The following is a 23,608-nucleotide window of genomic DNA, read 5'->3' on the forward strand; positions in this document are numbered from 1 at the left end:
AATTTCATAATTTCTGACTCACCATCTGCCTCACTTTCTCTTTTGCCCGCATATACTGGGTTTTTACGGTAGATTCCGATATATCCAGCATGCCGGCAATTTCCTTATGGGAGTATTCTTCAAACAGGTACAGGTTCAGCACAGTTTTATACCCTACCGGTAAAGCTGCAATGGCCTCTTTTACAGCATTCACCGTTCCGGTAAAGCCCGCCTCATCTACGGAAGTCTCTTCCTCTACTTCTACCCGGTCTACCTCTTCAAAGTATACCTTCTTACGGCGCAAATGACTCAGACAATGATTCACCACGATCCGTTTAATCCAGGCAGTTACACTACCCGCCTGCTCCAGTTTGCCAATGTTTCCGAATACCTGCATAAAGGCCTCCTGCAGGGTATCTTCCGCATCTGTTATATTACCCGTCATTCTAAGACAGATATTATACATAGCGGCGGAATAAGCATCGTACAGCTCTTTGAAAGCACGTACGTCGCCCTTTTTACATCGGGCCACTAATTGGTCTGTTGCGGGCGTTGGATTCAAGTTGTCGGTTAATCTTTGCATTATAAAGACGATAAGGTGAGAAAAGGGTTGCATGCCCACCGGAAAAAATTTCGTGAAATAGAAACGCGGCCTACAGGGCCGCGCTTCTTCCATCCTTATATATACCTAAAAACCAGTTGGCAGTAGTAAGTAGGCAGTTTGCAGCTTATCAGGTAATTTGGGGGCGGATGAAAACTATTGGTTTGATTACCAATCTCTTACCTGATTTTTCAGAATGGCGGCTCTTTTAACTGCCTCCTGCCTGCCTGCCTGCCTGCCACTGCCAACTGATTAATTACCTCCTCCTTTTACACGGTTCTGCTCATCCTCCAGGCCGGTTTTCCGGTTGCGGGCGGCTTTTACATTGGTGTTACCAAAACGATAGGTGAAGTTGAGGCGTACCTGCTGGCTCTCCCACTTGGCGCTTACGCGGGTATAATAGCCGGCGTTGTCAAACGTACCCTGGAAACGCTGGTTGTTGAAAACGTCACTCACATTCAGCTTCAAAGTACCTTTCTTGTTCAGTACTGATTTAGAGATACCCCAATCCAGCGCATACATAGCTTTCATTTTAAACAGCCCTTCCTGGGATATCTGCGGCGACATATAGAAGAACACCAGCTCTGTACTGAAGCCCTTGGGCAGGGTAAAGGTGTGCTGGGTGCGGCCAAAGAAGCCGGCAGCATTCACATTCACCAGACTGTTGTTCACCACTGTCTGGTATTTGCTATAGTTGCCGGACAGGTTGGTGAAGCTGGTCCACCATTTGGTAATGGGCATGGGCACAGAAATGTTCAGGTTAAAGTTGTCTGACTTGGCTACGTTCAGGTACTTATACTTCATTACAATAGTATCGCCGGTTACTGCATCCCGGTCCGCTTCCAGCATCTGGGTGATCATATCCTTTGTATGGCTGTAACCTACAGAGGTGATCAGGAACTGCTTGAATGTATGGGTGATCTCAAAGTTGTTGGAATACTGAGGCCGCAGGTACGGGTTACCGGATGCCTTGGTATAACGGTCCAGGTAAAATTCAAACGGGTTCAGATCTTCATAGCTGGGACGCTGTATGCGGCGGCTATACGAAATACCCAGCTGGTGATTCTTACTGGCAGCATAACTTACAAACACACTGGGAAACAGGTTAAAGTAAGTGGTATCATTAATGGTATTCAATGTTACAGAAGTACCTTTTACATGCGTTTGCTCACCACGCAGGCCTAGCTGCACCCCTACCTTTTTAAACTGCTTGTTGAAGTTAATGTAACCGGCATTGATGTTCTCCTTATATATAAAGTGGTTGGAGCGGTTAGCATCATACACCCAATTGGTATTCCGCAGGGAATCAAAACGGGCATCGTTATCAGATTCCACAAAGCTCACCTTGAAACCGGCTTCCAGCTTGGCCTGGTTCTTCAGCGGGTTTGAATAATCCGCTTTAATAGTTTTAATATCAATAGTAGAAGGCTGCAGGTTGCGGGAAGTATCACCGCGCAGATAGCCTTTATTATTTCCTTCAAAAGTGGAGGCAAAGATGTTGGCATTTTGCTTGGAAGTGTTCCTTGCATAGTCCAGGTCCACATTCAGCTCTTTACCACTGCTGTCCAGCACTCCTTTATAGTTCACGTTATAGGCCCAGCGGTCCCAGTTGGAAGCATTTTCCGTACGGGTGATCAGGGTTGAGTCTACACGCTGTCCATTGCCGATCAGGGTAGTTGCCGTACCGGGACTGCCCCAGGTGTTGAAAGAAGCATCCACCATTACACCAATTGTGTGGTTCTTGCTTACAAAGAAATCTGCACCGGCTTTTGCTGAATGATAGTCGGATTTGTTCTTCATAAGATTGTGCTGATCAAACACATTGAACTCGCCTTTATTAGTACCGGTGCGGTACAGGCCCAGGCGCTGGTCGTTTGCACGGTGATTGTAGTTATAGGAGCCAAACAGGTTCATTTTAGCAGCACGGTGGTTCAGGTTTAAACCGCCATTGTACTTGGAGCTGCGGCCCTGTGCAAAGCCTAGGTTCAGGCTACCGTTAGTACCGTAGCTACGGTTCTTTTTCAGTTTAATATTAATGATCCCGGCGTTGCCCGCTGCGTCGTACTTGGCGGAAGGATTGGCAATGAGCTCTATCTGCTCAATATTATTGCTTGGCATATTTTTCAGCAGCTGGGCAACGTCTTGGGAACTCATATTGGTAAGCTTGCCATCGATCATGATGATCACACCGTTCTTTCCTTTCAGGGAAATGTTATCATCTTTATCAACAGTAATACCTGGTGATTTTTCCAGCACCTCCATGGCGGTACCGCCGGCGGCTACAATGCTGTTTTCTACGTTCACCACCATTTTATCGGCTCTTTGTTCTATAAAAGGCTTCTTGGCAGTTACGTTCACCTCTTTCAGATTTTTGGTATCTGCCGCCAGGGTAATGGAACCCAGGTTTACGGACTCACCATTCACTTCAAACGGTTTTCCGTAAGCTCTGACCATCCCTACATAAGCGGCAGCTACCAGGTAACGGCCTTGTTTAATATTTTCAAATTCATAGCGGCCATTCACATCTGCTATGGCTCCTTTTACCAGGGAGGAGTCTTTTGCTTTTAATAAGGTAATTGTGGCAAACTCTACCGGTTTGCTGTCGGCCCTTACTACCTGGCCGTTCAATTTTACGGGGTTGGATGATTGTGCTAAAGCTGGTTTCAGGGTGGCGCTGCCGATGATGCTACTCAAGGTTAACAGCGCGATCAAATGTTTCATATAAGGCGGATTTAGATTTATAAACTTTTAGTCATTAACGGTTTTTAGAATGCTATAGTTCCTTTCTTTGTCAACTACAGTGTAAAAGTAGGTATTATGCATTACACAGTACATAGTATTACACAAACGGTCGCTATATGGGGACGATTGGTAAAAACATTGAAAAGGAACATTACAAAGACGTTGATGCTACTATTTTGTTACAGACGATTTTTAAAACTACAACCTGTTGGTAGGTGGAATAACCTTTTTGTTACAGCTAAGCTTCACTTTTTTGTACTCATAACAGATCAAAGGTATCCCTGCTAATGGGTTAGTACAAACCCTTTTAGGTAAAATGAGGTTTTTAACCGGTAAGTGGCTGCCGGTAGATAAGTTGCGGTAAAAAAGGCGGTAAAATTACTTGTTTTCCCAGCGGATGTTGTCCAGCAGGGCGGCCTGGCTTTGCTGCAGCTGCTCAAAGAACACCCGTTCTTCCTTGCGGATATGCTCCTCCAGGCTGCGGGCCAGCTGGTCCATCGCGCTTTCCAGGTCGGTTTGCTCAGTAAGGCCGCTGTACATACGGGAGATCTGCTGGTGCTCCAGCACCAGCTCCTGTATTAAAGCATCCAGGGCCGCATCTTTGCCGGCGCAGGCTTCAAACAGGTACTCTTCTTTCTGGATATGCGGTACCATTACCTCCTGGAACACTTTTACTATATACTCCAGTTTAGCGGGTAATTCTAAAGGAAACCCTTCATACGCAGCGGCATCTTTTTTCAGATAACGGCATACAAATAACAGGCGCTTATGTTCCTGTGATAATGGCACTAAAGCTGCATGACGAATCATAAGGAAATCAGGAAATGTTTTTTGCGGAATAGGCTTTACGACGGCTATACCAGATGAGCAGCGCTCCTCCTATTACCATTAGTGTGGAGATGATCTCTGCCTGTGTAGGATGGAAACCAAAAATACTATACCGGGTGTTCACCCTTATTTTTTCAATAAAAAATCTTTCAATACCATTCAGTATCAGGTAAATGCCAAATATTACGCCAGGTACGGTAATTTTTTTACGAATGCTCCATAACACCACAAACAGCAGCAGGCAGGCAATGATCTCATATAACGGTGTAGGATATACGGGCGGTTGCAGCATGTGGCAGTACCGGCCGTCACAACCAGGAATGGGAATACCTTCATTCACTACATTGTGCGCGTAGTTAAAAGACCAGGCCCAGTCAGGCAGCCAGGAGAAAGGATTGGGATGCGTGTTCACAATACCCCAGTCGCCATCGCCAGCAAAGTGGCATCCCATACGGCCTACGCCATAGGCCAGCATTAAAGCCGGTGCCGCACTGTCTATTAAATGAAAAGTGTTAATCTGCTTTTTATTAGCATACCTTATTATAACAATGGCAGCTACTATTAACCCTCCATAAAAGGTAAGCCCGCTAAAAGATATCAGGGAACCAATGGGGTCCTGCACAAAATCATTCCAGTTCTCCAGGTTATGAAATATTTTGGCGCCTATTAACCCGGCTATGGCCGCCATCACCGTAAAATCCGGCACCCGCTGGTGCGGCATTACCATTATGGTTTCTTTTTTAGGCGTTGGTAAGGTCTTCTTTTTACGGTTATTATATTTTAACCACACAAATACTGCCGCCAGTACAATACCGGCTGCCCAGCTGCCCTGTGCAGAAAAGATAAAACCCGGCAGGTCCTGGGAAACGGCCTCCTTGGCAAGGAAAGCCCCTATCAGCTTAAAGCCCAGCAGAAAACCCAATACCCCGTTCCATACCAGCTCACCGGCGCTGGCCGGTTTACCTACCTCTATTACATCCGGCACCCCATGCAGCCAGCCAAGCTTTTCCCTTCTTCTTAATTCAATGGTTAATACATAGGCTGCTGCCAGGAAGGCAATGGCCACAAAAAAACCAAATGTTTGAAAGATTTTCAGGAAAGGGAGCTCAACGCCAAACAGGTCCTTAAAAGCGTAATAAAGATTAGGATACATAGTAGCTATAAAAAAATTTGGTGATCTGAGTTTTCCTATGAACAAAGCCGAATTAATCAAAAGGAAAATCAAACCACCAAAGTAAGTTGGAAAAATCGCAATTTCCAAATTCCCCCCGTTAGCGGAGGGGAATTTTTTAGCAGTACTGTTCAAAAGCGTCCGCCAGGTTAGCGGCGATCATCTGGGCCGGACGGCCTTCGATCATGTGACGCTCAATGAAATGTACCAGCTCGCCATTCTTAAACAATGCGATAGAAGGAGAAGAAGGCGGGTAAGGTAACAGGTGAGAACGCAGCTGTTGTACAGCAGCCATATCAAAACCTGCAAAACTGGTTGTTAAACGGTCCGGTTTTTTTTCGCTGTGGGCTACTGCCATCAACACACCGGGACGTGCGCTACCGGCTGAACAGCCGCATACGGAGTTGATCACTACCAGGGTAGTGCCGTCTTTCTTTAAGATGTCGTCTACTGAGCCAGGGGTCAGCAGTTCTTCAAAGCCATTATCTGTTAACTCTGCCTTCATTGGCAATACTAATTCCGCGGGATACATATCACTATAATTTTTTCTGGTTTTTAAAGATTAATTGCTTCTGCAAAGTTAATTATATAGCATCACTTTTTAAAAATCATTCAAAAAAGACTTTTTGGCATATAAAATCATCCCATACAGACAACATGTCATAACACCTATATCAAAAACTGGCAAAATTGCCTTTTTTACGGCATGGTATTTCATTTGATTAGGTAAGGGTGTTGAACAAACAACAAATGGTTAAACCAAAAAAAAATTAAAACTTAATAGCTATGACATTCGTAAAATTCAATCAACACCCGGCTCACAGAACTTTAGGCGGTCTTATGGATGAAGTATTTAACAATACCTCCAAATTATGGAAAGATGATATTTTAACCAGCGACTTCTTCGGTACCTATCCCCCAGTGAACATTACTGAAAACAAAGAAGCTTATGTACTGGATATCCTGGTACCCGGCTGGTCTAAAGAAGATTTTAAGCTCAACTTAGAAAACAACGTGCTGACTATCAGCGCAGAAAAGAAAGCTGAACAGAAGGCTGAAGATCAGAAACAGATCCGCCGTGAGTTTAACTTCCGTTCCTTTAAACGTTCCTTTACCCTGGATGAAAGCGTAGATGCTGAAAAGATCCAGGCTAAATACGACAATGGCGTACTAAACCTGCAGCTGCCTAAGAAAGAGCAGGCACAGCCTAAATCCAAATCCATTACCGTTGCATAAGTGTTGAGGATGAATAGATTTTAGTGGATTTTGCATAGTCCCGGGGCCTTACCACCCCGGGATTTTTTCTTTTATGTAACACGAAATAGTAATCACAATTCACACAAACGTTTAACAGGTATGCTATTTTAATATGATAATTTGCCCTCTGAACCGAAAATTCTATGGCACCTAAAGCCAAATATAGGTGGGCAGTACCCGGAAAACTCTATGTTACAGTTGAAAAAGCTGTAATAGGTATAGCGTTGAGAAAGACCCTCGACAGCCGGGAGCACTATAATATTAAACTCATATTCGATTACCTTTTCTTTCATATTTTGTTGATAGTACCGGAAGTGTTCTTTACGTTATACTTCCAGAATACAACCCAGCTGATATTATATCCCTTTTTCCTGGCTATGTGCCTGCTGGGTATGAGCATGCTGAAGAAAAGAGTAGCTACCCAGTCCGTGGGTGCACTGGTATCATTTACCACCCTGATATTTGCCATGTTATCCTCTTTCCTGAACAACCAGGACATCTCTGTAACTTATGGCACCGTCTGGATATTAAGCATCCTGTTCTGCTACCTCACCACTAACCTGCCCACCACCCTGCTGCTGGGCAGCCTGTTGTGCGGGTACCTGGGGCTGGCCGCATATATAAAGGTGCATCATGTAATATCTTTTGCGGCGCCCGGTTATTCCATTGAAAATTCTTATGGCGCTGCCCCCATCACCTGCGCCCTGTATATCTTATTTATTATACGGGTCATTGGCCGGCACTATAATAATATTATGATCCTGGAGCAGCGCTTAACGCTGCAAAAGCAAAAACAGCATGCGGCCCTCATCCGCCAGAACCTGACCAAACAGTTTATACTGGTAAAAGGCCTGTCCCGCTCCGGCAAAACAAAATACCTGGAAGGAAACCTGGAACTCCTGGAAGCCTGCCTTACCGAGATTGAAAAACAATGCGAAACAGCTATTGACCTGCTGCAGCATACCCATAAAACATTGGAGGTGGAATCCAATAAAAAAGCTCCTCATTAACTGAGGAGCTTACTCCAAGGCATAGGCTAAGAAATTCATTTCATAGATAGAGCGGAAAAAACGTTCCATTCCATAGGATAGACAAAAACTGCAATTTCACCAGGTATAAGGGAAAATAGCATTTCAAAAGGCATAAGGAAATAGTAAAACTTCAATCGGTACAAGGAAAATAGCAAACTTCACAAGGCATACAGGAAAATAGACGGGCATATTCGGTTAGAGATACAAAGATAGGAAACCCCATAAACCCTGGTAATACCAAAAAGTTGTAATTTTTAACATTCCTTTCACTCCTCATTTATAATAATATGATGTTATTCAACGTTTATCGCCTCCTGATAATTTTACTGGCATGCACACTACCCGGCCATCCAAATACAGCACTACCGCAGGAAAGCGAGGAAGCTGCCGTGAAGACCGCTATCGGGCAACTGTTTGTGGGCATGCGTAAGGGCGATAGCACGATGGTAAAGGGCGCCTTTGCCCCGGGAGCTATTTTGCAGACCATTGCCTCTCCTGCCGGGGGCAGTACCCGGCTGCGTACGGAGCCACTGCAGGGTTTCCTGGAAGCGGTGGGAAAGCCTCACACGGACGTGTGGGATGAGCGGATCACCTACGGTCATATTGCTATTGACGACAAGCTGGCCGCTGTGTGGACACCCTACGAATTTTACCTGGGCGGGCAATTCAGCCACTGCGGGGTAAACTCTTTTCAGCTGGTTAAGCTGGATGGCCAGTGGAAGATCGTGTACCTGGTAGATACCCGGCGTAAAACGTGTAAGTAATGGAAATGAATGTGTTAGAATGCTGATATTCCCTGAAATGAGTAGGGGGCAAAAAAATAAACCCCTCGAAGAATCGAGGGGTTTTCAGTGGATTACTAACCCATTTTTTTAATAACCCAAAATCTTTAACATACTCTGGGCAGTTTGCTCTTTGGCATACAGCCAATCTTTGAGCTGCCCGTTTTTGTCGTATCCTACAATAACATGTTTCGGTGAAGGGATCAGGCAGTGTTTAATACCGCCATAACCACTCAGCTGATCCTGGTAAGCCCCTGTATGGAAGAAGCCGATGTACAATGGCTCCCCGTTACTGAGCTTGGGCAGGAACACTGCGTTAATATGCTCTTCCGAGGTGTAAAAGTCATATCCGTCGCAGGTAAGCCCTCCCAGGTGCACCTCCTGGTACTCCTGGTCCCATTTGTTAATGGGCAGCATCAGGAACTTTTCTCCTATGCCCCAGGTATCCGGTAAGGTAGTAATAAAAGAGCTGTCTATCATATACCAGTTCTCACGGTCGTTCTGCATCTTCTCTCCTATTACACTATATATAACCGCGCCGCTTTCGCCTACGGTATAAGAGCCAAATTCTGTATAGATGTCCGGTACGGGTACCTTATTCTTTTTACATACACTTTTAATAGTGGCTACGATCTCATTTACTATGTAATTATAATCGAAGTCAAAACCCAGCGAATGTTTGATGGGGAATCCCCCTCCTATATTAATACTATCCAGCTCCGGACAGATCTTCTTTAACTGGCAGTACAGGTTCAGCACCCGGTTAAACTGGCTCCAGTAGTAAATATCATCCTTAATACCTTTGTTCATGAAGAAGTGCAGCATTTTCAGCTCAAACTTCTCATTGCCCTTTAGCTTGTCAACATAAAACTCCAGTATATCACGGGAGCGTATGCCCAAACGGGAGGTATAAAAGTCAAAGGTAGGCTCCTCTTCAGCGGCAATACGCATCCCCAGCTTCACGGGTTCCTTAGTGCGTATATGCTTCTGGTATTCTTCCAGCTCCTCCTTATTATCCAGCACAGGTATCACATTTTTGAAACCGCTGTTGGCGAGGCGGGAAATAGCCCGGGTATATGCTTTGGTTTTATAACCGTTGCAAATTATGAAGGTTTCTTTATTGATCTTCTTCCGTTCGTATAATTTATTGATTATATCAATATCATATGCGAAAGAAGTTTCGATATGCACCCCTTGCTTCAGGGTCTCCTCCATTATAAAGGAGAAATGGGAGCTTTTGGTGCAGTAGCAATAATAATAGTTTCCGTCGTACCGGTTCTTTTTAATGGCATCCTGGAACATCTTCTTAGCCTTATTTACCTGCATCCCGATCTTGGGCAGGTAAGTTAGCTTAAAGGGCGTACCATACTTATCAATCAACGCCTTGATGTTCAAACCATTAAATTCCAGATAATTGTCGTTCACCTCAAATCCTTCCTGCGGAAACTCAAAGGTTTGATTCACGAGATCTGTGTAGGTGTTGTTCATCTAAATCTGCGAATGAATTTTAGGTTAGTAATAAAATTTAAACTCAGGTCTAGCTGGAGAAACTCCTGGTTTACACACCTACGTCAGTTCGAAACCCAGCAAAATTGGTTGCAAAGCTAAATATTTTGTTCTATTGCCGAAGCAAAAAATTTGGCCCTTTTTACAGGGAAACGTCATATCAAAGTAAATAATTACGAATCAATTATTTAAGAGGTGTGTTAATTTTTGAGCGTGAGAGGAGAACCGGGCTGGTTTTAGCCCATATAGCATACTAATATTGTGTAAATCAATCAATTAAATAACCTGGCCTCTCCTATGGCCTGTTTGGCCAGCTCAATTTATTAAAATGCTAATAACCAGTTAGTTACATTTTTACCGGCAGCCACATTCCGGCTGGTAAACCCTCAGAACACTACTTAAACGAGTAACATATGACAATGGCTGGCTTTCAAAATTTAAAAATAAATTGATATACAATCACTTATATACAAACAGGCCTTAAAGAGCCTTACAATTCCCATAGTTAATTTATAGCCGTCTGCCAGGTCCATTTCCCTTAATGTTCAGCTGGCCCCGAGCTCTCCAATAGTGTTAAGCTGCGTTTGCCTTCGCAAAAAAGCAGGTCCAGAATACTGAGGTTAGGCAAGAAACCGGTGCGGTCCTGGAACACCTGGGTGTACTCCGGTCCCTCCCAATTTTGCTCCCGCTCACCCGGCTTAAGCTGGTCCCGGGCATCGGTGATCCCCGAGGCGGGATCAACCTGTTTTTCAAACCGGTCAGTAAAGGTGGGTGTACAATCATATCCCATTACCCGGTTGGCCCATTCAAAACAAGCCATGTTCCAATCCAGCAAAAACTGGTGAGGCTGCTCAAATAATCCCTGAAGATCTTCCTCATAATATTCAAACCATGGGGAACGGCGGTAAGCGGACACCAATGTCTTCCAATGCAGGGCCTGCCACTTCTCCTCATTACTGATCCGCACATCCTTCATTATGGTACGCTGATTTTTTCCTTTGGCTAAAGGAACACTGAGCAGGATAGTTCCGTTAGGTCCGGCAACGTAACAACGGTTACGATAACTGAGCTTTTGGTAGTGTTCATATCTCTCTATCTGTAATATGGAGTGGTCAATTAAAGTTTTATAGTAGTAAATTGATGGAAAGTATTGTGATTCAATTAATAAGATTTCGTTTTTTTGTACTGCTGTCATAATGTCAAAATTTGGTGCCTACTATATAAAAACCTATGATGTCAGGTGTTGAGGTAATTACCATTTGCTACTTAACAATTAATTGCAACTACCTCTAAAACAGTTCATAGAAAAATAAAAAATATGCTATTGTAATTAGCATTTTGCCTTTTAAAGCAAAATTTTAGTTACATGCAAAAATACTAAAGTAATTAGTAGTTTTTTTGTTCATTTTCAAGGCTTTTTCACCTGAAGAAAAATGTAAAGCTGAGTTGGCTGAATTGCCACTTGCACCCTACCGGTCTTTGGGAAGAAAGTTGAAAAACGGAAGGCCGTAAAAATGGAAAGGGAAATAAAATGGATGGGATCGCAAGCAGAAAGCCCATTAAAAAAGGAAGATTTAAAAAACATGGATGATTACAAAAATCAAACATTTTTAAACACTCCTATTTTGAGAAAACAGGAGGAAAAGTGCAGGTTTGGGAGTGCTGATGAATTTTATGAAATGGCAGGTTCAGGGTAAAAATTAGGCTTAATGATGGGGACGCTTCAGGTTCAATTTTTAAGAAAACAGCTTTTTTGTACGAACCTTAATCCTGGAAAACGAAAACTTCGTAGACTGGAATTTTCAGAAAAGTCCATTTTCCGGTAGTCAAAAAACGGGAAACCCGGCGCCTGAAAAAGCCATTTTTTGGGGTAATTGGTGATGGGCTCTGCCCCTGAAAAACGATCGTTAACATGGCCAAATTACCGGATAGCAAAAAATAGATCTGGCGTTTTGGGGTAGCTGTTGAATTGCTGTTTATACAAAAGCACCCAAAAATGCAGGCCGGTTCCGGCGCTAAAAACTAAAGCCGGTTGACCGTGGACAAGCACACTTTTTATTACTTAAAATAGTAGGGATCGATTTGTTTAGATTTTGTGAATTTATTAGCCGGCTTACCCCGGAAAAATGTATTTCGCTAATTTTGCCTCATGCAACAAATGACCCGTTTTACTCAATATATACGCCTCTCCGTTTTAGTGCTGCTTACCTGGGGCATGGCCAGCTCCTGCGAAAAAATGAAGGACCTGGAATTTATCCGGGTAGCTGGCGTTAGCTTTGACGAACTGGGTATGAGCACCAGCATTGTCCGCATGACCCTCGCCTATTATAACCCTAATAACTTTAACCTGCAGCTGAAAGATGCCAATTTTGATCTCTTCTTTGACGATACCCAGGTAGGCCATTCCGTACAGGATACCCTCATCCGCATACCGGCTAAAGACACTTTTTACTTCCCTGTAAAGCTGGAGGTAAGCATGGCTAATGTGCTCAAAAATGCCTGGAGCGCTTTTGCCAATAAAGAGGTAACTATTAAGGCTACGGGTAATTGCAAGGTGGGTAAAGGCGGGTTATATTTCCCTTTCCCTATTAAGTGTGAAACTAAACAACCGCTGAATTTCTTCTAAAAAGCAGCCCTCCTATAGGGTCTCCAAAAGCGGGCAGCTGCCTACCAGCTGCCGGTTACCAATTCCATAATGGTTAAAATGTGCCGGCTTTCGGAAAGGTCTTTTATGGGTGGCAGCTCCACCACAGCAGTGCGCACCTGGTTCAGGGCCTGCAGATCCAATTCTTTTATTAATCCATGCTCATAATAACTGGCCAGGGCTATGGCGGTTTTTAATACCGTGGCTTTTACCCGTACGGAGTGCGGGGAATAACGGCCGGGGTGCAGGTGAATGTATTTGCCGGTTTCCTCCTGCCCCATTCTTAAGATCCAGGTTGATTGATCGGATAATGTAAGGGACTGATAACCCTCCTCCTGATCCAGCCAGTGGGCGTATTCCGGCAGGGTATTGATATCCCGCTCCCACAGGGCATCCAGGGTTTCCTGGCCAATTTCTGCTACCTGCAGGTGGCCCAGGTACAGGTCCATCTGGGAATTGCCCAGCACCTTCAGGTGTTGAGATAGCTCTGCTACCGGGCAGGTAGCTATAAAATTACCTATGGCGCCCAGGTGGTGCTTGAGCGCGTTGAACTGTATATTATGTAATCCGGCGGCTGACATCTAAAAAAAGTCCCGTTCCGGAGGGCCGGAACGGGAGCTATTCAATTTACAGTTACAAGAAATTTTAGTGTTTTTTGTCGGGATGCCCGCCACCATCTTCAGGTTTCTTGCAGCAGGTGGGCAGCTTGGCGTATGTTTCCGGGTTAGCGGTTACATTATCCGCATCATAACCTGCGTTGGCAATGGCTGTTTTCACATTTTCAATATTGGTACGGTCCGTAAAGAACTTTACCGTAGTAATGTGCTTTTTAACATCCACTTTGGTAGAGGCTATGCCTTCTTCCTGCAGCATGTATTTTTCAATCCTGTCCTTACATTGTTGGCATTGTACGGTCGGTGTGCTGATCTTTGCCGTTACGAGAGTGCCTTTTTTGGATTGCGCCATGGTAGTGGTGCCTACAGCAACCAGCAGCATTACCATTACGAGCTTGATGATACGCATAAAAAATTGTTTTGATACCCGAAGATAATCATAAATGTAATCACTTCCCCCATTGATCCGGAGTGCTGCGCCAGGATTGCAGGGTAGATTGTTCTGCGGCAGATACCATCCCTTTTTCAACCGCCAGCTCTATTAATGCGTTGTAATTACTGAGTGAGCGGTAGGGTACGCCGGCTTTTTCAAATGCCTGCACCGCTATATCAAAACCATAATTAAAGATAGATACCATGCCTATTACCTCCCCGCCTGCCTGGCGAATGGCCTGCACGGCTTCCAGGCTGCTTTTGCCGGTAGAGATCAGGTCTTCTATCACCACTACGGGCTGACCTTCCTGCAGCACCCCTTCGATCTGGTTGCCCATACCGTGTTCCTTGGGTTTGGAGCGTACATAAATGAAGGGCAGCTTTAACTGGTCGGCTACCAGGGCGCCATGAGGTATGCCCGCGGTAGCTACTCCGGCTATTACAGCTGCTTCCGGAAAGTCGCTGAACACCATGTTGGAGAGCTCTGATTTAATATAGTCGCGCACGTAAGGAAAGGATAACAGCTTACGGTTATCGCAATAAATGGGCGATTTCCAGCCGGAGGCCCAGGTAAAGGGCTCGGCGGGGCGCAGCTTTACGGCCTGCACCTGCAGCAGCTTTTCGGCTACTTGTTTTTCACTGATGTTACTCATGGCCGCAAAATTAGGGGATCGGTTAATGATTATCAACTCCTACCTGTATATCTACGCATTCCCAACAGTATTTTATACGTAGCTGCTCCATCGCGGATCATACGGAATTTATCACAAGGGCTACGCATTCGTCGGTTACTGTTACCCACTTTGTTCACATATAGCTATTTTTGCCGTATGGAACAGACCCAAACAATATATCTCAACGAGAGACCCCTCATCCTATCTGCCAATCAAAGAGAGATCCCGGCCGGCTTTACAGAAGCGCCGGTGTGCCCTAAACCAGATGCTATTACCATCAGCCAAACCCTGCTGGCACTGGAAAAGGGTGAGATACCGGCGGCTGTTTTTGTACAGTCGGATACACAAAAGCTGCTGGATGCCATCAAAGGCCACTTTAGTGTTTTTGTGGCGGCGGGTGGCCTGATCACCAACCCGGCGGGTGAAATATTGCTGATGTTCCGCCGCGGCAAGTGGGATCTGCCCAAAGGCAAGCTGGATGAAGGGGAAAGCCTGGAGGACTGCGCTGTACGCGAGGTGCAGGAGGAAACAGGCCTGCAGCACATTACCCTGGAGCATAAGCTCACGGAAACGTACCACTACTACCCGTTAAAAGAGAAAAAGGTGCTGAAACACACATACTGGTACAAAATGCTGTTTACCGGATCAGAGCTTACGGTACCGCAGATAGAGGAAGATATTATGGATATACAATGGATCAGGCCTGAAAATTTAGGCAAGTACCTGAAGTTTTCCTATCAGAATATTGTGGATGTGTTTGAGAAAGCGGGATATGCGAATAGCTTTTAGCTGTTAGCTGCTAGCTTTTAGCTAGCCAAAAGCTAATAGCTAAAGGCTAAAAGCTTAATTTATTGGTCTCGTTTAGGTAGTATAGCCACGGTTAAGCGGCTGATGCATACCAGCTTATGCTGATCGTCCGTAATGCGGATGTCCCATACATGAGTAGTAGAACCTAAGTGCAGGGGCCTTGCAATAGCATGCACATAGCCTTCCCGCACTCCCCTTATATGGTTGGCATTGATCTCCAACCCTACGCATATTTGCTTTTGAGAGTCTATCACCAGCCCCGATGCCATACTTCCCACCGTTTCTGCCAGGGCTGCAGAAGCTCCACCGTGTAACAGTCTATAAGGTTGTACGGTACGGTGGTCTACCGGCATCATCATCCGCAGATAATCCGGGCCTATTTCCGTGAACTCCATGCCCAGGTAGGTGCCCATGGTATTATCGCCCCATTCGTTTAGCTGATCCAGTGAAATATCGAGTGAATGCCAGATGGGTTTCATAAATAATTAATAATTAAGAATGAAGAATGAATATACAGAAGCGATACTAAATTAATTGCGGGGCGGCTCCTTTTCTTTGGCCAGTGTTTGTAACACCGCTTCCGGTAAGAACTGCGATACATTGCCATTATTCCGGATAATATCCCGCACCAGGGTAGATGCAATGCTGGTGAACTGGGGCGTGCAGGTAAGGAAGATGGTTTCTATACTGTTGTCCATAGCCCGGTTCACATCTGCAATAGCCTTCTCATATTCAAAGTCATTTACGTAGCGGATACCCCTTAATATATATTTTGCATTTACCTGCTGGCAGAAATCAACGGTAAGCCCTTTGTAAGAGGCTGCCTTAACCTTAGGCTCATCTTTATAGATATCCCTGATCCATTGTAAACGCTGCTCCAGCGCGTACATAGGCACTTTGCTGGAATTTACGCCAATGGCAATGATCAATTCATCAAACAGGTTTATAGCACGGTCTATTACATCTTTATGGCCTAAGGTGATGGGATCAAAGGTGCCTGGAAATACACATATACGCATGGAAACAATTTAATGGTCAAATAGTTGCATACCGGGCTTTTAGCTGTGCTGCCGCAGCTCTTCCCGGTTAATGAAAATGGAAAATATAGTAGTACCGTAATTGCGTTCCGTACGGTAGTAGTTATAATGTTTGTAATTGTTACGTGGTGTATGTTCCAGCACCAGCCAGCCTTCCGGGTTCAGGAGCTGCCGTTCAAATATTACCAGTGGCAGCTGGTCTATGGTGGTAAGGGCGTAGGGCGGGCCGGCAAAAATAAAGTCGAACTTGTTGGTACACTGCTGCAGGAACTTAAATACATCCATGCGGAGCAGCTTTAGGGTATGAATATCCAGCGCCTGTGCTGTTTTCTCAATGTAGGCGGCCATGTCCGGGTCCTTTTCCACAATAGTTTGATCTGTGGCGCCGCGGGAAGCCAGCTCGTAGCTGATGCTGCCGGTACCGCCAAAGATATCCAGTGTTTTAAGGGAAGGTATATCCAGGTTGTTTTCTATGATATTGAACAAACCGCCTTTGGCTATATCCGTGGTGGGCCGGGTATGGGGCATGTTGGCAGGCGGCTGAAACCTTCTTCCTCCATATGCCCCTCCTATTATACGCATAGGGCCAGGGCATACAGGTTATGAAAATAGTAACCGGGCATTTCCTGCATTTTGCCAATGTACTGGAACTCCGGCAGGCGCTGCACCCACTCCAGGTGAGGTACAAACTTATGCAGCTCCTGGTAAATATCTGAATCCTTGGCCAGCGGGCCACCCAGCTTCACCTTTACTTTTTGCTCATCCAGGCCCAGTACCCGTACGGCATTTACCAGGTGGTATACTATATCCAGCCCCGACTGATAAGGCAGCTCCTGCTGGTTCATCAGCTTGCCGGCGGCATATATGGTAATGGTGAACCGGTTGCGCTGGGCCATAATATAGGCTACGCCATCGTGGTTACGGAAATCAAAATCATAAGGGTAGGCCTGCAGCAGTGCGGAGTGCGCGTGCACTACACGGTCTGTAGAGAACTCTTTGCGTAAAAAGCCCAGCAGGTCTTTATCTACCGCATACACATTCACTAAGGACATCGGTGGCGGTAAAACATCGGCCAGCACGGCTTCCTGCAGTTTTTCCGGGTATACCAGGTGCAGGAAATCCTTTTTCAGCTGCGGGCTGTACTGGTTTTCCGGCACCAGGGTGCTTACAGAGGCATCAAAGGCCAGCAATACGGATTTGAAGGCGGTAAAGAGCAGCTTGTCTGCATCAAATACCCGCTCAATCATTTCCAGGTCGGCTACGGCCAGCTTTTGCGGTTGGAAATTATATGACTTCAGCGCCAGGAACTTTCCTCCTGCAGGATCAAATACTACGTAGCTGAAAGTGCCCTGGCCTACCAGCACCAGCAGGTGACAGGTGGTAAGGTCCGTTTCCAGCAAAGAGGCATCGTCTACTGCAAATGCCGGCTGCATATTATATGTTACGGACATATTGTACTTGTGAATGAAGCAGCAATTTAAGGCGAAAAATGCTGAATGCCTAACGCTGAATGCAGAACACTGCCTACATTTTGCCGTAATACATGACGCATATGAAGTACTAAGCGTTTAGCATTAGGCATTAAGCGTTAAGCCTTTTTACTGCAATTCCTCCAGCATTTTCTTGCACTCCGCCTTAATACCGGGATCGTCCTGGGTTACAGGGCGCAGGGTAACGGCTTTGCGCAGCACATCCATGGCCAGGGTTTGCTGATCATTCTTATTATAGGCGCGGGCCAGTTCATAATAGTTCAAAATAAACCCGGGATCCAGCTTGCGGCATTTTTCATAATTGGCAATGGCCAGGTCCATAGAACCATCCGGCAGCCCGCCGAATAAGGCTTTGGCGGCATTTTTTTCCAGGAAGCTGAGGTTGGCCACCTCGTAGTTCCATTTGCCCAATACATGGTATGCCTGTCCATAGTTCGGGTTGAACTTAATGGCCAGCTCCGCATACTTCTTTACATCGCGGGAGGCAGCTACTTTTTCCTTGGCGCCGGAAATAAGCGCCAGCCGGCCCATGGCTACTGCCATTGCATAGTTGGCGTTGGCATCATTAGGGGCGGCTTTCAGGGCCTCTGCGGCGTATTCTTTTGCTTCGTTAAAGTAACGGGTTTTATCTTCCTTCTCTTTCTGGCGGTTGCCTTCGCGGGAGCTTAGCTCACTGGCGCCTATAAGGGCTTCCAGCTGAGCAGGTTGCGCCTTTAATACTTCCTTGTATTTAGCCAGGGCCTCTGCCTCTTTCATTTGCTTTTCCAACTGCCTGGCCTGATCTAAGGTTTCATCCACGCTCTGGGCGTATAGGGCGCCGGTGCTAAAAAGCAGGCAAAGGGCGGCCATCATGAACTTTTGTGCCATAGGTGGGTCAGTTTTTTTATTTATATAAAAATAATAATAATATTTAAATAAAGCGAAAAGCTTAAAGCAGAAAGCATAAAGCCGAAAGCATAAAGCATAAAGCTGATCCCTTTTTGCTGTTAATGCTTTTGAAGGCTTCTTTGGCTTTGGGCTTTCTGCTCTGCGCTTAATACTCTTTCTCGAGCGATACCAGGGAGTTCCGTACCTCTGCGCCCATGGGCGGGTTCATTTTGCGGAGGGTTACCACTGTTTTTTTAACCCGGGGGTACCTTTCCCGGATGGTGTGGCTGATGCCTGCCACCACCTGCTCCAGCAGGGGCTGTGGAACGGCCATTACCGCTTTTACAATGGTAAAAATGTCCTGATAGTTAACGGTGTCCGACAGCTCATCTACCGGGATGGTATCTGCAATGGTCACATATACATCCAGGATGAAATCATTCCCAATGATCTGCTCTTCAGGGTAAAAACCATGAAAAGCGCGGAATTTAAGTTGTTCCAGGGCGATTGTTAACATGCGCAAATGTGAAAATATGCAAATGTGCAAATGGTAAGATGCTAACATCTGCTCATTTGTACACTGCATATGAATGGATATACGAAATTGCCGGCGGGCCGGGTTTTACACCCGGGTTACCGGCAAAAGACCTAATTACTATGTTCCAGCTGGCCTGGCTTCAGGGTGCTGTGCTCCAGCGCGGATAAGTATCTTTCTGCATCCAGGGCGGCCATACAACCGCTACCGGCAGCTGTTACCGCCTGGCGGTATATTTTATCCTGTACATCGCCGCAGGCAAATACTCCTTCTATATTGGTGCAGGAGGTGCCGGGGATGGTTTTTATATATCCCTGCTCATCCATCTCCACAAAACCATTAAAAATACCAGAGTTAGGCTGGTGGCCAATGGCTACAAAGAATGCGCTTACGGGAATATCGGTTTCAACATTTGTCTGATTGTTGATCAGCCTCACTGCTTCCACCTTTTTATCGCCCAGCACTTCCTTGGTTTCGGAGTTCCAGTACACAATAATGTTGGAGGTTTTCATGACCCTGTCCTGCATAACCTTGGAGGCGCGCATTTCCTGGCGGCGCACCACCATATGCACGGTGGTGCACATTTTGGAGAGATACAGAGCTTCTTCTGCTGCGGTATCGCCGGCGCCTACAATGGCTACCTCTTTACCACGGAAAAAGAAACCATCGCACACGGCGCAGGCGCTTACGCCGCTACCGTTCAGGCGCTGTTCAGAAGGGAGGCCCAGCCATTTGGCAGATGCGCCGGTGGCAATGATCACGGCATCGGCAGTGATCACCTTCTCTTCTTCGATCACCACTCTATAGGGACGAACGGAGAAATCAACGGAGGTGGCCATACCATAACGTATGTCGGCCCCCATGCGGGCTGCCTGCTTTTCAAAATCCACCATCATTTCCGGCCCCTGTATGCCCTGGGGATAACCGGGGTAGTTCTCTACTTCTGTAGTAATAGTTAGTTGTCCGCCGGGCTGAATACCCTGGTACAACACCGGTTTCAGGTTGGCCCTGGCTGCGTAAATAGCAGCGGAATAACCTGCCGGCCCGGAACCTATGATCAAAACATGTACATGTTCCTGCTGTTGTGTGTTTTCCATACTAAATACTAATCTATATTATGTCTACTATTTCCTGATCCTAATGCTTCTGTAAGTGGTTTTATAACCGCCCCAGTAGCCTAATGCGCCCTGTATATTACCTCTTACCTGTATGGGCGATGCGAAAACATTCCCGTTACTGGCGTAAGCAAAATCCAGCGACCGCCAGAAATCAAAAGTGGCTTTGTCAATATTGCTGAACTCTATACGTACGCTATCTCCTTTATTAAAATACCCGTAGGTATCGTAATTGATCTCCTGTGTTCTGTCGTGCCCCGCTTCCAGCATAATATTAAAGCGGGTGCCATTCACGATCTGATCATCGATGGTAGAGTTGATACCTGGCCGGAACACCCCTCCATTCTTTGCCGTTTTATAACGTACATAATTACCACTTTGCGGCGGGTCTGCTATGCGGGCCATTAGCTTAGCTAAATTATCGCCCTGGCTGGTGCCGGTTGACCAGAGCGAGTCTATACCCATGCCGGTGGCCGGAATGGTGGTAACTGCCTGGTACACAGTATCTGCCACGACTACACGAAGTGTATAACTGCTACCGTTTATTCCTTTAAAGGCGCCTGCCTGTGTGGTGTCTGCGGCATAATAATACCACTTTACCTTATTGGTAGTGTCTTTAGAGAATTCCTTCAGCTGCATGGTGTTAGCACCATCTGATATGGTAATAACGGCGCCGTGCACAAAGGCTGCTTTGAGCTGATCAACTGTAATATGGCTAAAATAACTGAGGCTGCGCGTAAGTATCACTTCCGGATACTTACCGGTGGCTATTGTTCCTTCTATTACCATTTGCGCCTCTCCCTGTGGAAGGTCCACTGTCACGTCTTTTTCACAGGCGGCAAATGCGCAGCAACCAACAAGGAACAAGGTTTGGATACGCATATAGCTTACAAAAATACGGTTACGCGGGGTAATAAAAAAACACCGGCCATGATATACAGCCGGTGTCTATATTTTAGATTGTAGATCTTAGATTTATGATCTGATAAAAGTTGTTTCCGGCCTTCATCAAATCTAACATCTGAAATCCACCATCGTAAATCATCTTTATCCTAAATAGGATTTCAATGAGCCACTGTAGCGGGCTTTTTGGAGCCGTTTAATGGCGCGTTCCTTGATTTGGCGGATCCTTTCCTTGGTCAGATCGTACTTTTGTCCGATCTGTTCAATTGTTGCTCCGTTTTCACCATCCAGACCAAAATAAGCGTTCACGATCTCTGCTTCCCGCGGGCTCAAGGATTTTAAGACCCGGCGAATTTCTTCGCGCAGTGAATCCCGCATTACATCATCATCGGTAATATCGCCTCCTTCCAGCAAATCGCCCATAGCTACATCTTCTGCCTCGTGTACCGGGGCATCTAAAGACATATGGCGTGTATTGCTTTGAAAAATGTTGTTTATTTCCGATTCGGACATTTCCAGGATCTCTGCAAGCTCCTCTGTAGAAGGCTCTCTTTCATTCTCCTGTTCAAATGCCATGTAAGCTTTGTTCGCTTTATTATAAGTGCCAATTTTGTTTTGAGGCAAGCGGACTAATCTGCCCTGCTCTGCCAACGCCTGCAAAATGGACTGGCGGATCCACCATACGGCGTAGGAGATGAACTTGAAACCTTTTGTTTCATCGAATCTCTGTGCGGCTTTGATCAACCCTAAATTGCCTTCATTAATAAGGTCACTGAGGCTCAGCCCCTGGTGTTGATATTGTTTAGCTACAGAAACTACGAAACGCAAGTTTCCGGTTGTAAGTCTTTCAAGAGCTTTTTGGTCACCCATTTTAATACGTTGTGCCAAAACAGTCTCTTCCTCAGGTGTTAACAAAGGGATCTTTGATATTTCCTGCAGGTATTTTTCTACCGCCTGCGAATCACGGTTTGTGATCTGGGTGGCAATTTTAAGTTGCCTCATATTAAAGTGAATTGGTTTATTAAATAATTAACAGCGTAGCGTTAATTTTGTTGCAATTGAGAAATTTTATATCTTGTAAAATTTCCTATTTCGCTAAAATAGCCTGCAAAGATCGTGCTAATACTCCACTCTACCAAATTCCTTACAGGTGTTACTTTGCTGTTAACAAAATACTCTATTATAACGGATTTTAATAGCCATTTAGTGGGTAATTTTGCCAGTTTATACAATTTTTAACAACTGATAATAAACCACCTTTAAATTAAAATCTTAACTAATTTATACTTAATTCCATTGCAAACCATTTAACGAAAATGACCATAGATTACAGAAGCGATACCTTTACCCGCCCCACTCCTGGTATGTTACAGGCCATGGCGGCAGCAGAAACCGGCGATGATGTGTTTGGAGAAGACCCTACCGTAAACCGGCTGGAAGCCATGATGGCAGAATTTTTTGGCAAAGCGGCAGGCCTGTACTGCCCTTCCGGCACCATGAGCAACCAGGTAGCTATTAAAGCCCATACCCTGCCCGGCGATGAAGTGATCTGCAGCCACCAGGCGCATGTATATATTTATGAAGGCGGTGGCATTGCCTTTAATGCCGGCGCCCAGGTACACCCTATTCATGGGGAACGCGGCATGATCAATGCTGCCGAAGTTGCTGCTGCTGTTAATCCTGATGATGTACATAAAGCCCGCACCTCCCTGGTGTGTTTGGAAAATACCTCTAACCGGGGTGGTGGCTGCTGTTATGACTGGGAAGAAATGGTGAAGATCAAAAGCGTGTGCGAGGAACATCAGCTGGCCCTGCACCTGGATGGCGCCCGCCTGTTTAATGCGCTGATCGCCACCCGGCAGGATCCTAAGGCTTATGGTGGTGTATTTGACACTATTTCCGTTTGCCTTAACAAGGGCATGGGCTGCCCCATGGGCTCTGTGCTGCTGGGCAGCGAAGCCTTCATCCGCGAAGCCCGCCGCATCCGTAAAAAATTTGGCGGTGGACTAAGGCAGGCCGGATATATGGCGGCCACCGGCATCTATGCGCTGGAAAACCATTTACAGCGGCTGGAGCAGGATCATATACACGCCAAACAGATCGCCAATGCCTTACTGGAAAAAACTTTCACCGGGCATATGCTACCGGTAGAAACCAACATCCTTATCTTTGAAGTAATTGGCAGCTGGAACCCGGTATCTTTTGCAGAACACCTGATAAGGGAGGGCATTAAAGTAATGCCTATTTCCAGCACACAGGTAAGAATGGTAACACATCTGGATATTACGCCGGAAATGGTAGCCAGGACCTGTGAGGTAATTGAAGGGATGGCGTAAGTGCGGAAAGAGACCTTATGCGCTTTTCCCCTGAATGGTATGCGGCTTTAACAGGGAGTGCATGCGCCTTTAATATGGGATGCACTAGGGATTCACTAGGGAAAAACATGGGATCCAGTAGGGAAAGACATGAGAAACACATGGGAAAGACATAGGAAAACAATAGAAAAGCCGGGGTCCTGTAGTGCACCCAAAAGTTTGGACGGCTTTTAAAGATTTAGGCGGCTTGAGTTCGATATTTTACCGGACTCAAGCCG

26 protein-coding genes are annotated in these 23,608 nt (G+C 45.8%); 7 read left to right on the forward strand and 19 right to left on the reverse strand.

Annotated elements, in window-relative coordinates:
* Positions 1–4 precede the first annotated feature (4 nt).
* The 5 genes from KVT36_RS27785 to KVT36_RS27805 form a co-directional block, all read right to left on the reverse strand.
* On the reverse strand, positions 5–541 hold the full coding sequence (locus tag KVT36_RS27785) for an RNA polymerase sigma factor (protein ID WP_217606705.1): 537 nt from the start codon (positions 539–541) through the stop codon (positions 5–7).
* Positions 542–832: 291 nt separating this feature from the next.
* Positions 833–3,301: a TonB-dependent receptor gene (locus KVT36_RS27790; RefSeq protein WP_217606706.1), complete on the reverse strand. Its 2,469-nt coding sequence runs from the start codon at positions 3,299–3,301 to the stop codon at positions 833–835.
* A gap of 399 nt (positions 3,302–3,700) precedes the next feature.
* The gene (locus tag KVT36_RS27795; RefSeq protein ID WP_217606707.1) at positions 3,701–4,132 is read right to left on the reverse strand and encodes a hemerythrin domain-containing protein; all 432 of its coding nucleotides are present in this window, start codon (positions 4,130–4,132) and stop codon (positions 3,701–3,703) included.
* A gap of 7 nt (positions 4,133–4,139) precedes the next feature.
* Positions 4,140–5,303 carry a prolipoprotein diacylglyceryl transferase gene (locus KVT36_RS27800; protein ID WP_217606708.1) on the reverse strand — a complete coding sequence of 388 codons (1,164 nt, stop codon included), beginning with the start codon at positions 5,301–5,303 and terminating at the stop codon, positions 4,140–4,142.
* 136 nt (positions 5,304–5,439) lie between these two features.
* Positions 5,440–5,853 carry a BrxA/BrxB family bacilliredoxin gene (locus KVT36_RS27805; RefSeq protein WP_217606709.1) on the reverse strand — a complete coding sequence of 138 codons (414 nt, stop codon included), beginning with the start codon at positions 5,851–5,853 and terminating at the stop codon, positions 5,440–5,442.
* Between the two features lie 254 nt (positions 5,854–6,107).
* Between KVT36_RS27805 and KVT36_RS27810 the strand changes: the two genes are divergently transcribed.
* The 3 genes from KVT36_RS27810 (at position 6,108) to KVT36_RS27820 (ending at position 8,373) form a co-directional block, all read left to right on the forward strand.
* Positions 6,108–6,557, forward strand: coding sequence for an Hsp20/alpha crystallin family protein (locus tag KVT36_RS27810; RefSeq protein WP_217606710.1), 450 nt, complete (start codon positions 6,108–6,110; stop codon positions 6,555–6,557).
* A gap of 164 nt (positions 6,558–6,721) precedes the next feature.
* On the forward strand, positions 6,722–7,588 hold the full coding sequence (locus KVT36_RS27815; RefSeq protein WP_217606711.1) for a hypothetical protein: 867 nt from the start codon (positions 6,722–6,724) through the stop codon (positions 7,586–7,588).
* A gap of 308 nt (positions 7,589–7,896) precedes the next feature.
* On the forward strand, positions 7,897–8,373 hold the full coding sequence (locus KVT36_RS27820; protein WP_217606712.1) for a nuclear transport factor 2 family protein: 477 nt from the start codon (positions 7,897–7,899) through the stop codon (positions 8,371–8,373).
* 108 nt (positions 8,374–8,481) lie between these two features.
* On the opposite strand, the gene KVT36_RS27825 is transcribed toward KVT36_RS27820, so the two are convergent.
* Positions 8,482–9,879 carry an arginine decarboxylase gene (locus KVT36_RS27825; RefSeq protein WP_217606713.1) on the reverse strand — a complete coding sequence of 466 codons (1,398 nt, stop codon included), beginning with the start codon at positions 9,877–9,879 and terminating at the stop codon, positions 8,482–8,484.
* Between the two features lie 556 nt (positions 9,880–10,435).
* The gene (locus KVT36_RS27830; RefSeq protein ID WP_217606714.1) at positions 10,436–11,092 is read right to left on the reverse strand and encodes a WbqC family protein; all 657 of its coding nucleotides are present in this window, start codon (positions 11,090–11,092) and stop codon (positions 10,436–10,438) included.
* Between the two features lie 319 nt (positions 11,093–11,411).
* Here KVT36_RS27830 and KVT36_RS27835 point away from each other — a divergent pair, with 319 nt between their 5' ends.
* Both KVT36_RS27835 and KVT36_RS27840 read left to right on the forward strand, forming a co-directional pair.
* Positions 11,412–11,594, forward strand: coding sequence for a hypothetical protein (locus tag KVT36_RS27835; RefSeq protein ID WP_217606715.1), 183 nt, complete (start codon positions 11,412–11,414; stop codon positions 11,592–11,594).
* A 452-nt stretch (positions 11,595–12,046) separates the two neighbouring features.
* A complete protein-coding gene (locus KVT36_RS27840; RefSeq protein ID WP_217606716.1) occupies positions 12,047–12,523 on the forward strand; it encodes an LEA type 2 family protein in 477 nt (158 codons plus the stop codon).
* A gap of 41 nt (positions 12,524–12,564) precedes the next feature.
* Here KVT36_RS27840 and KVT36_RS27845 read toward each other — a convergent pair whose 3' ends face one another.
* From KVT36_RS27845 to pyrE, 3 genes are all read right to left on the reverse strand, one after another.
* Positions 12,565–13,122, reverse strand: a complete 558-nt coding sequence (locus KVT36_RS27845; protein WP_217606717.1) for a hypothetical protein — start codon at positions 13,120–13,122, stop codon at positions 12,565–12,567.
* Between the two features lie 64 nt (positions 13,123–13,186).
* Entirely contained in the window at positions 13,187–13,564 is a 378-nt protein-coding gene (locus KVT36_RS27850) for a heavy-metal-associated domain-containing protein (RefSeq protein ID WP_217606718.1), read from the reverse strand.
* A gap of 40 nt (positions 13,565–13,604) precedes the next feature.
* Complete coding sequence (gene pyrE / locus KVT36_RS27855) at positions 13,605–14,240, reverse strand: orotate phosphoribosyltransferase (RefSeq protein WP_217606719.1); 636 nt, start codon at positions 14,238–14,240, stop codon at positions 13,605–13,607.
* Positions 14,241–14,417: 177 nt separating this feature from the next.
* On the opposite strand from pyrE, the gene KVT36_RS27860 reads away from it, so the two are divergent.
* Positions 14,418–15,050, forward strand: a complete 633-nt coding sequence (locus KVT36_RS27860) for an NUDIX hydrolase (protein ID WP_217606720.1) — start codon at positions 14,418–14,420, stop codon at positions 15,048–15,050.
* Positions 15,051–15,109: 59 nt separating this feature from the next.
* Here KVT36_RS27860 and KVT36_RS27865 read toward each other — a convergent pair whose 3' ends face one another.
* The 9 genes from KVT36_RS27865 to KVT36_RS27905 form a co-directional block, all read right to left on the reverse strand.
* The gene (locus KVT36_RS27865) at positions 15,110–15,547 is read right to left on the reverse strand and encodes a hotdog fold thioesterase (protein ID WP_217606721.1); all 438 of its coding nucleotides are present in this window, start codon (positions 15,545–15,547) and stop codon (positions 15,110–15,112) included.
* A gap of 51 nt (positions 15,548–15,598) precedes the next feature.
* Positions 15,599–16,087 carry a pantetheine-phosphate adenylyltransferase gene (gene coaD, locus KVT36_RS27870; RefSeq protein ID WP_217606722.1) on the reverse strand — a complete coding sequence of 163 codons (489 nt, stop codon included), beginning with the start codon at positions 16,085–16,087 and terminating at the stop codon, positions 15,599–15,601.
* A gap of 39 nt (positions 16,088–16,126) precedes the next feature.
* The gene (locus KVT36_RS27875; protein ID WP_217606723.1) at positions 16,127–16,687 is read right to left on the reverse strand and encodes an RsmD family RNA methyltransferase; all 561 of its coding nucleotides are present in this window, start codon (positions 16,685–16,687) and stop codon (positions 16,127–16,129) included.
* Positions 16,678–17,556 (reverse strand): DUF3822 family protein, encoded by an 879-nt coding sequence (locus tag KVT36_RS27880; RefSeq protein ID WP_217606724.1) that lies wholly within the window; start codon positions 17,554–17,556, stop codon positions 16,678–16,680. The genes KVT36_RS27875 and KVT36_RS27880 overlap by 10 nt, the downstream gene beginning before the upstream one ends.
* 147 nt (positions 17,557–17,703) lie before the next feature.
* Positions 17,704–18,462: a hypothetical protein gene (locus tag KVT36_RS27885; RefSeq protein ID WP_217606725.1), complete on the reverse strand. Its 759-nt coding sequence runs from the start codon at positions 18,460–18,462 to the stop codon at positions 17,704–17,706.
* A gap of 166 nt (positions 18,463–18,628) precedes the next feature.
* Positions 18,629–18,979, reverse strand: a complete 351-nt coding sequence (locus KVT36_RS27890) for a dihydroneopterin aldolase (RefSeq protein ID WP_217606726.1) — start codon at positions 18,977–18,979, stop codon at positions 18,629–18,631.
* Between the two features lie 131 nt (positions 18,980–19,110).
* Positions 19,111–20,094, reverse strand: a complete 984-nt coding sequence (gene trxB, locus KVT36_RS27895; protein ID WP_217606727.1) for a thioredoxin-disulfide reductase — start codon at positions 20,092–20,094, stop codon at positions 19,111–19,113.
* Positions 20,095–20,121: 27 nt separating this feature from the next.
* The gene (locus tag KVT36_RS27900) at positions 20,122–20,994 is read right to left on the reverse strand and encodes a DUF4249 domain-containing protein (RefSeq protein WP_217606728.1); all 873 of its coding nucleotides are present in this window, start codon (positions 20,992–20,994) and stop codon (positions 20,122–20,124) included.
* Positions 20,995–21,159: 165 nt separating this feature from the next.
* Positions 21,160–22,017 carry an RNA polymerase sigma factor RpoD/SigA gene (locus KVT36_RS27905; protein WP_089914758.1) on the reverse strand — a complete coding sequence of 286 codons (858 nt, stop codon included), beginning with the start codon at positions 22,015–22,017 and terminating at the stop codon, positions 21,160–21,162.
* A 314-nt stretch (positions 22,018–22,331) separates the two neighbouring features.
* On the opposite strand from KVT36_RS27905, the gene KVT36_RS27910 reads away from it, so the two are divergent.
* Positions 22,332–23,351 carry a low specificity L-threonine aldolase gene (locus KVT36_RS27910; RefSeq protein WP_217606729.1) on the forward strand — a complete coding sequence of 340 codons (1,020 nt, stop codon included), beginning with the start codon at positions 22,332–22,334 and terminating at the stop codon, positions 23,349–23,351.
* Positions 23,352–23,608: the final 257 nt, after the last annotated feature.

The sequence above is a fragment of the Chitinophaga sp. GbtcB8 genome, assembly GCF_019091455.1.
GTDB lineage: Bacteria > Bacteroidota > Bacteroidia > Chitinophagales > Chitinophagaceae > Chitinophaga.

Bases quoted from the DNA above. Each gene is read 5' to 3' on its own strand.
- KVT36_RS27815 (WP_217606711.1), top strand. From the start codon at position 6,722: ATGGCACCTAAAGCCAAATATAGGTGGGCAGTACCCGGAAAACTCTAT.
- KVT36_RS27875 (WP_217606723.1), bottom strand. From the start codon at position 16,687: ATGCGTATAATAGGAGGGGCATATGGAGGAAGAAGGTTTCAGCCGCCT.
- KVT36_RS27900 (WP_217606728.1), bottom strand. From the start codon at position 20,994: ATGCGTATCCAAACCTTGTTCCTTGTTGGTTGCTGCGCATTTGCCGCC.
- KVT36_RS27800 (WP_217606708.1), bottom strand. From the start codon at position 5,303: ATGTATCCTAATCTTTATTACGCTTTTAAGGACCTGTTTGGCGTTGAG.
- KVT36_RS27845 (WP_217606717.1), bottom strand. From the start codon at position 13,122: ATGTCAGCCGCCGGATTACATAATATACAGTTCAACGCGCTCAAGCAC.
- KVT36_RS27835 (WP_217606715.1), top strand. From the start codon at position 11,412: ATGGAAAGGGAAATAAAATGGATGGGATCGCAAGCAGAAAGCCCATTA.
- KVT36_RS27905 (WP_089914758.1), bottom strand. From the start codon at position 22,017: ATGAGGCAACTTAAAATTGCCACCCAGATCACAAACCGTGATTCGCAG.
- coaD (WP_217606722.1), bottom strand. From the start codon at position 16,087: ATGCGTATATGTGTATTTCCAGGCACCTTTGATCCCATCACCTTAGGC.
- KVT36_RS27850 (WP_217606718.1), bottom strand. From the start codon at position 13,564: ATGCGTATCATCAAGCTCGTAATGGTAATGCTGCTGGTTGCTGTAGGC.
- trxB (WP_217606727.1), bottom strand. From the start codon at position 20,094: ATGGAAAACACACAACAGCAGGAACATGTACATGTTTTGATCATAGGT.
- KVT36_RS27790 (WP_217606706.1), bottom strand. From the start codon at position 3,301: ATGAAACATTTGATCGCGCTGTTAACCTTGAGTAGCATCATCGGCAGC.
- KVT36_RS27810 (WP_217606710.1), top strand. From the start codon at position 6,108: ATGACATTCGTAAAATTCAATCAACACCCGGCTCACAGAACTTTAGGC.
- KVT36_RS27805 (WP_217606709.1), bottom strand. From the start codon at position 5,853: ATGTATCCCGCGGAATTAGTATTGCCAATGAAGGCAGAGTTAACAGAT.
- KVT36_RS27840 (WP_217606716.1), top strand. From the start codon at position 12,047: ATGCAACAAATGACCCGTTTTACTCAATATATACGCCTCTCCGTTTTA.
- KVT36_RS27910 (WP_217606729.1), top strand. From the start codon at position 22,332: ATGACCATAGATTACAGAAGCGATACCTTTACCCGCCCCACTCCTGGT.
- KVT36_RS27890 (WP_217606726.1), bottom strand. From the start codon at position 18,979: ATGTTAACAATCGCCCTGGAACAACTTAAATTCCGCGCTTTTCATGGT.
- KVT36_RS27885 (WP_217606725.1), bottom strand. From the start codon at position 18,462: ATGGCACAAAAGTTCATGATGGCCGCCCTTTGCCTGCTTTTTAGCACC.
- KVT36_RS27865 (WP_217606721.1), bottom strand. From the start codon at position 15,547: ATGAAACCCATCTGGCATTCACTCGATATTTCACTGGATCAGCTAAAC.
- KVT36_RS27880 (WP_217606724.1), bottom strand. From the start codon at position 17,556: ATGTCCGTAACATATAATATGCAGCCGGCATTTGCAGTAGACGATGCC.
- KVT36_RS27795 (WP_217606707.1), bottom strand. From the start codon at position 4,132: ATGATTCGTCATGCAGCTTTAGTGCCATTATCACAGGAACATAAGCGC.
- KVT36_RS27860 (WP_217606720.1), top strand. From the start codon at position 14,418: ATGGAACAGACCCAAACAATATATCTCAACGAGAGACCCCTCATCCTA.
- pyrE (WP_217606719.1), bottom strand. From the start codon at position 14,240: ATGAGTAACATCAGTGAAAAACAAGTAGCCGAAAAGCTGCTGCAGGTG.
- KVT36_RS27830 (WP_217606714.1), bottom strand. From the start codon at position 11,092: ATGACAGCAGTACAAAAAAACGAAATCTTATTAATTGAATCACAATAC.
- KVT36_RS27820 (WP_217606712.1), top strand. From the start codon at position 7,897: ATGATGTTATTCAACGTTTATCGCCTCCTGATAATTTTACTGGCATGC.
- KVT36_RS27825 (WP_217606713.1), bottom strand. From the start codon at position 9,879: ATGAACAACACCTACACAGATCTCGTGAATCAAACCTTTGAGTTTCCG.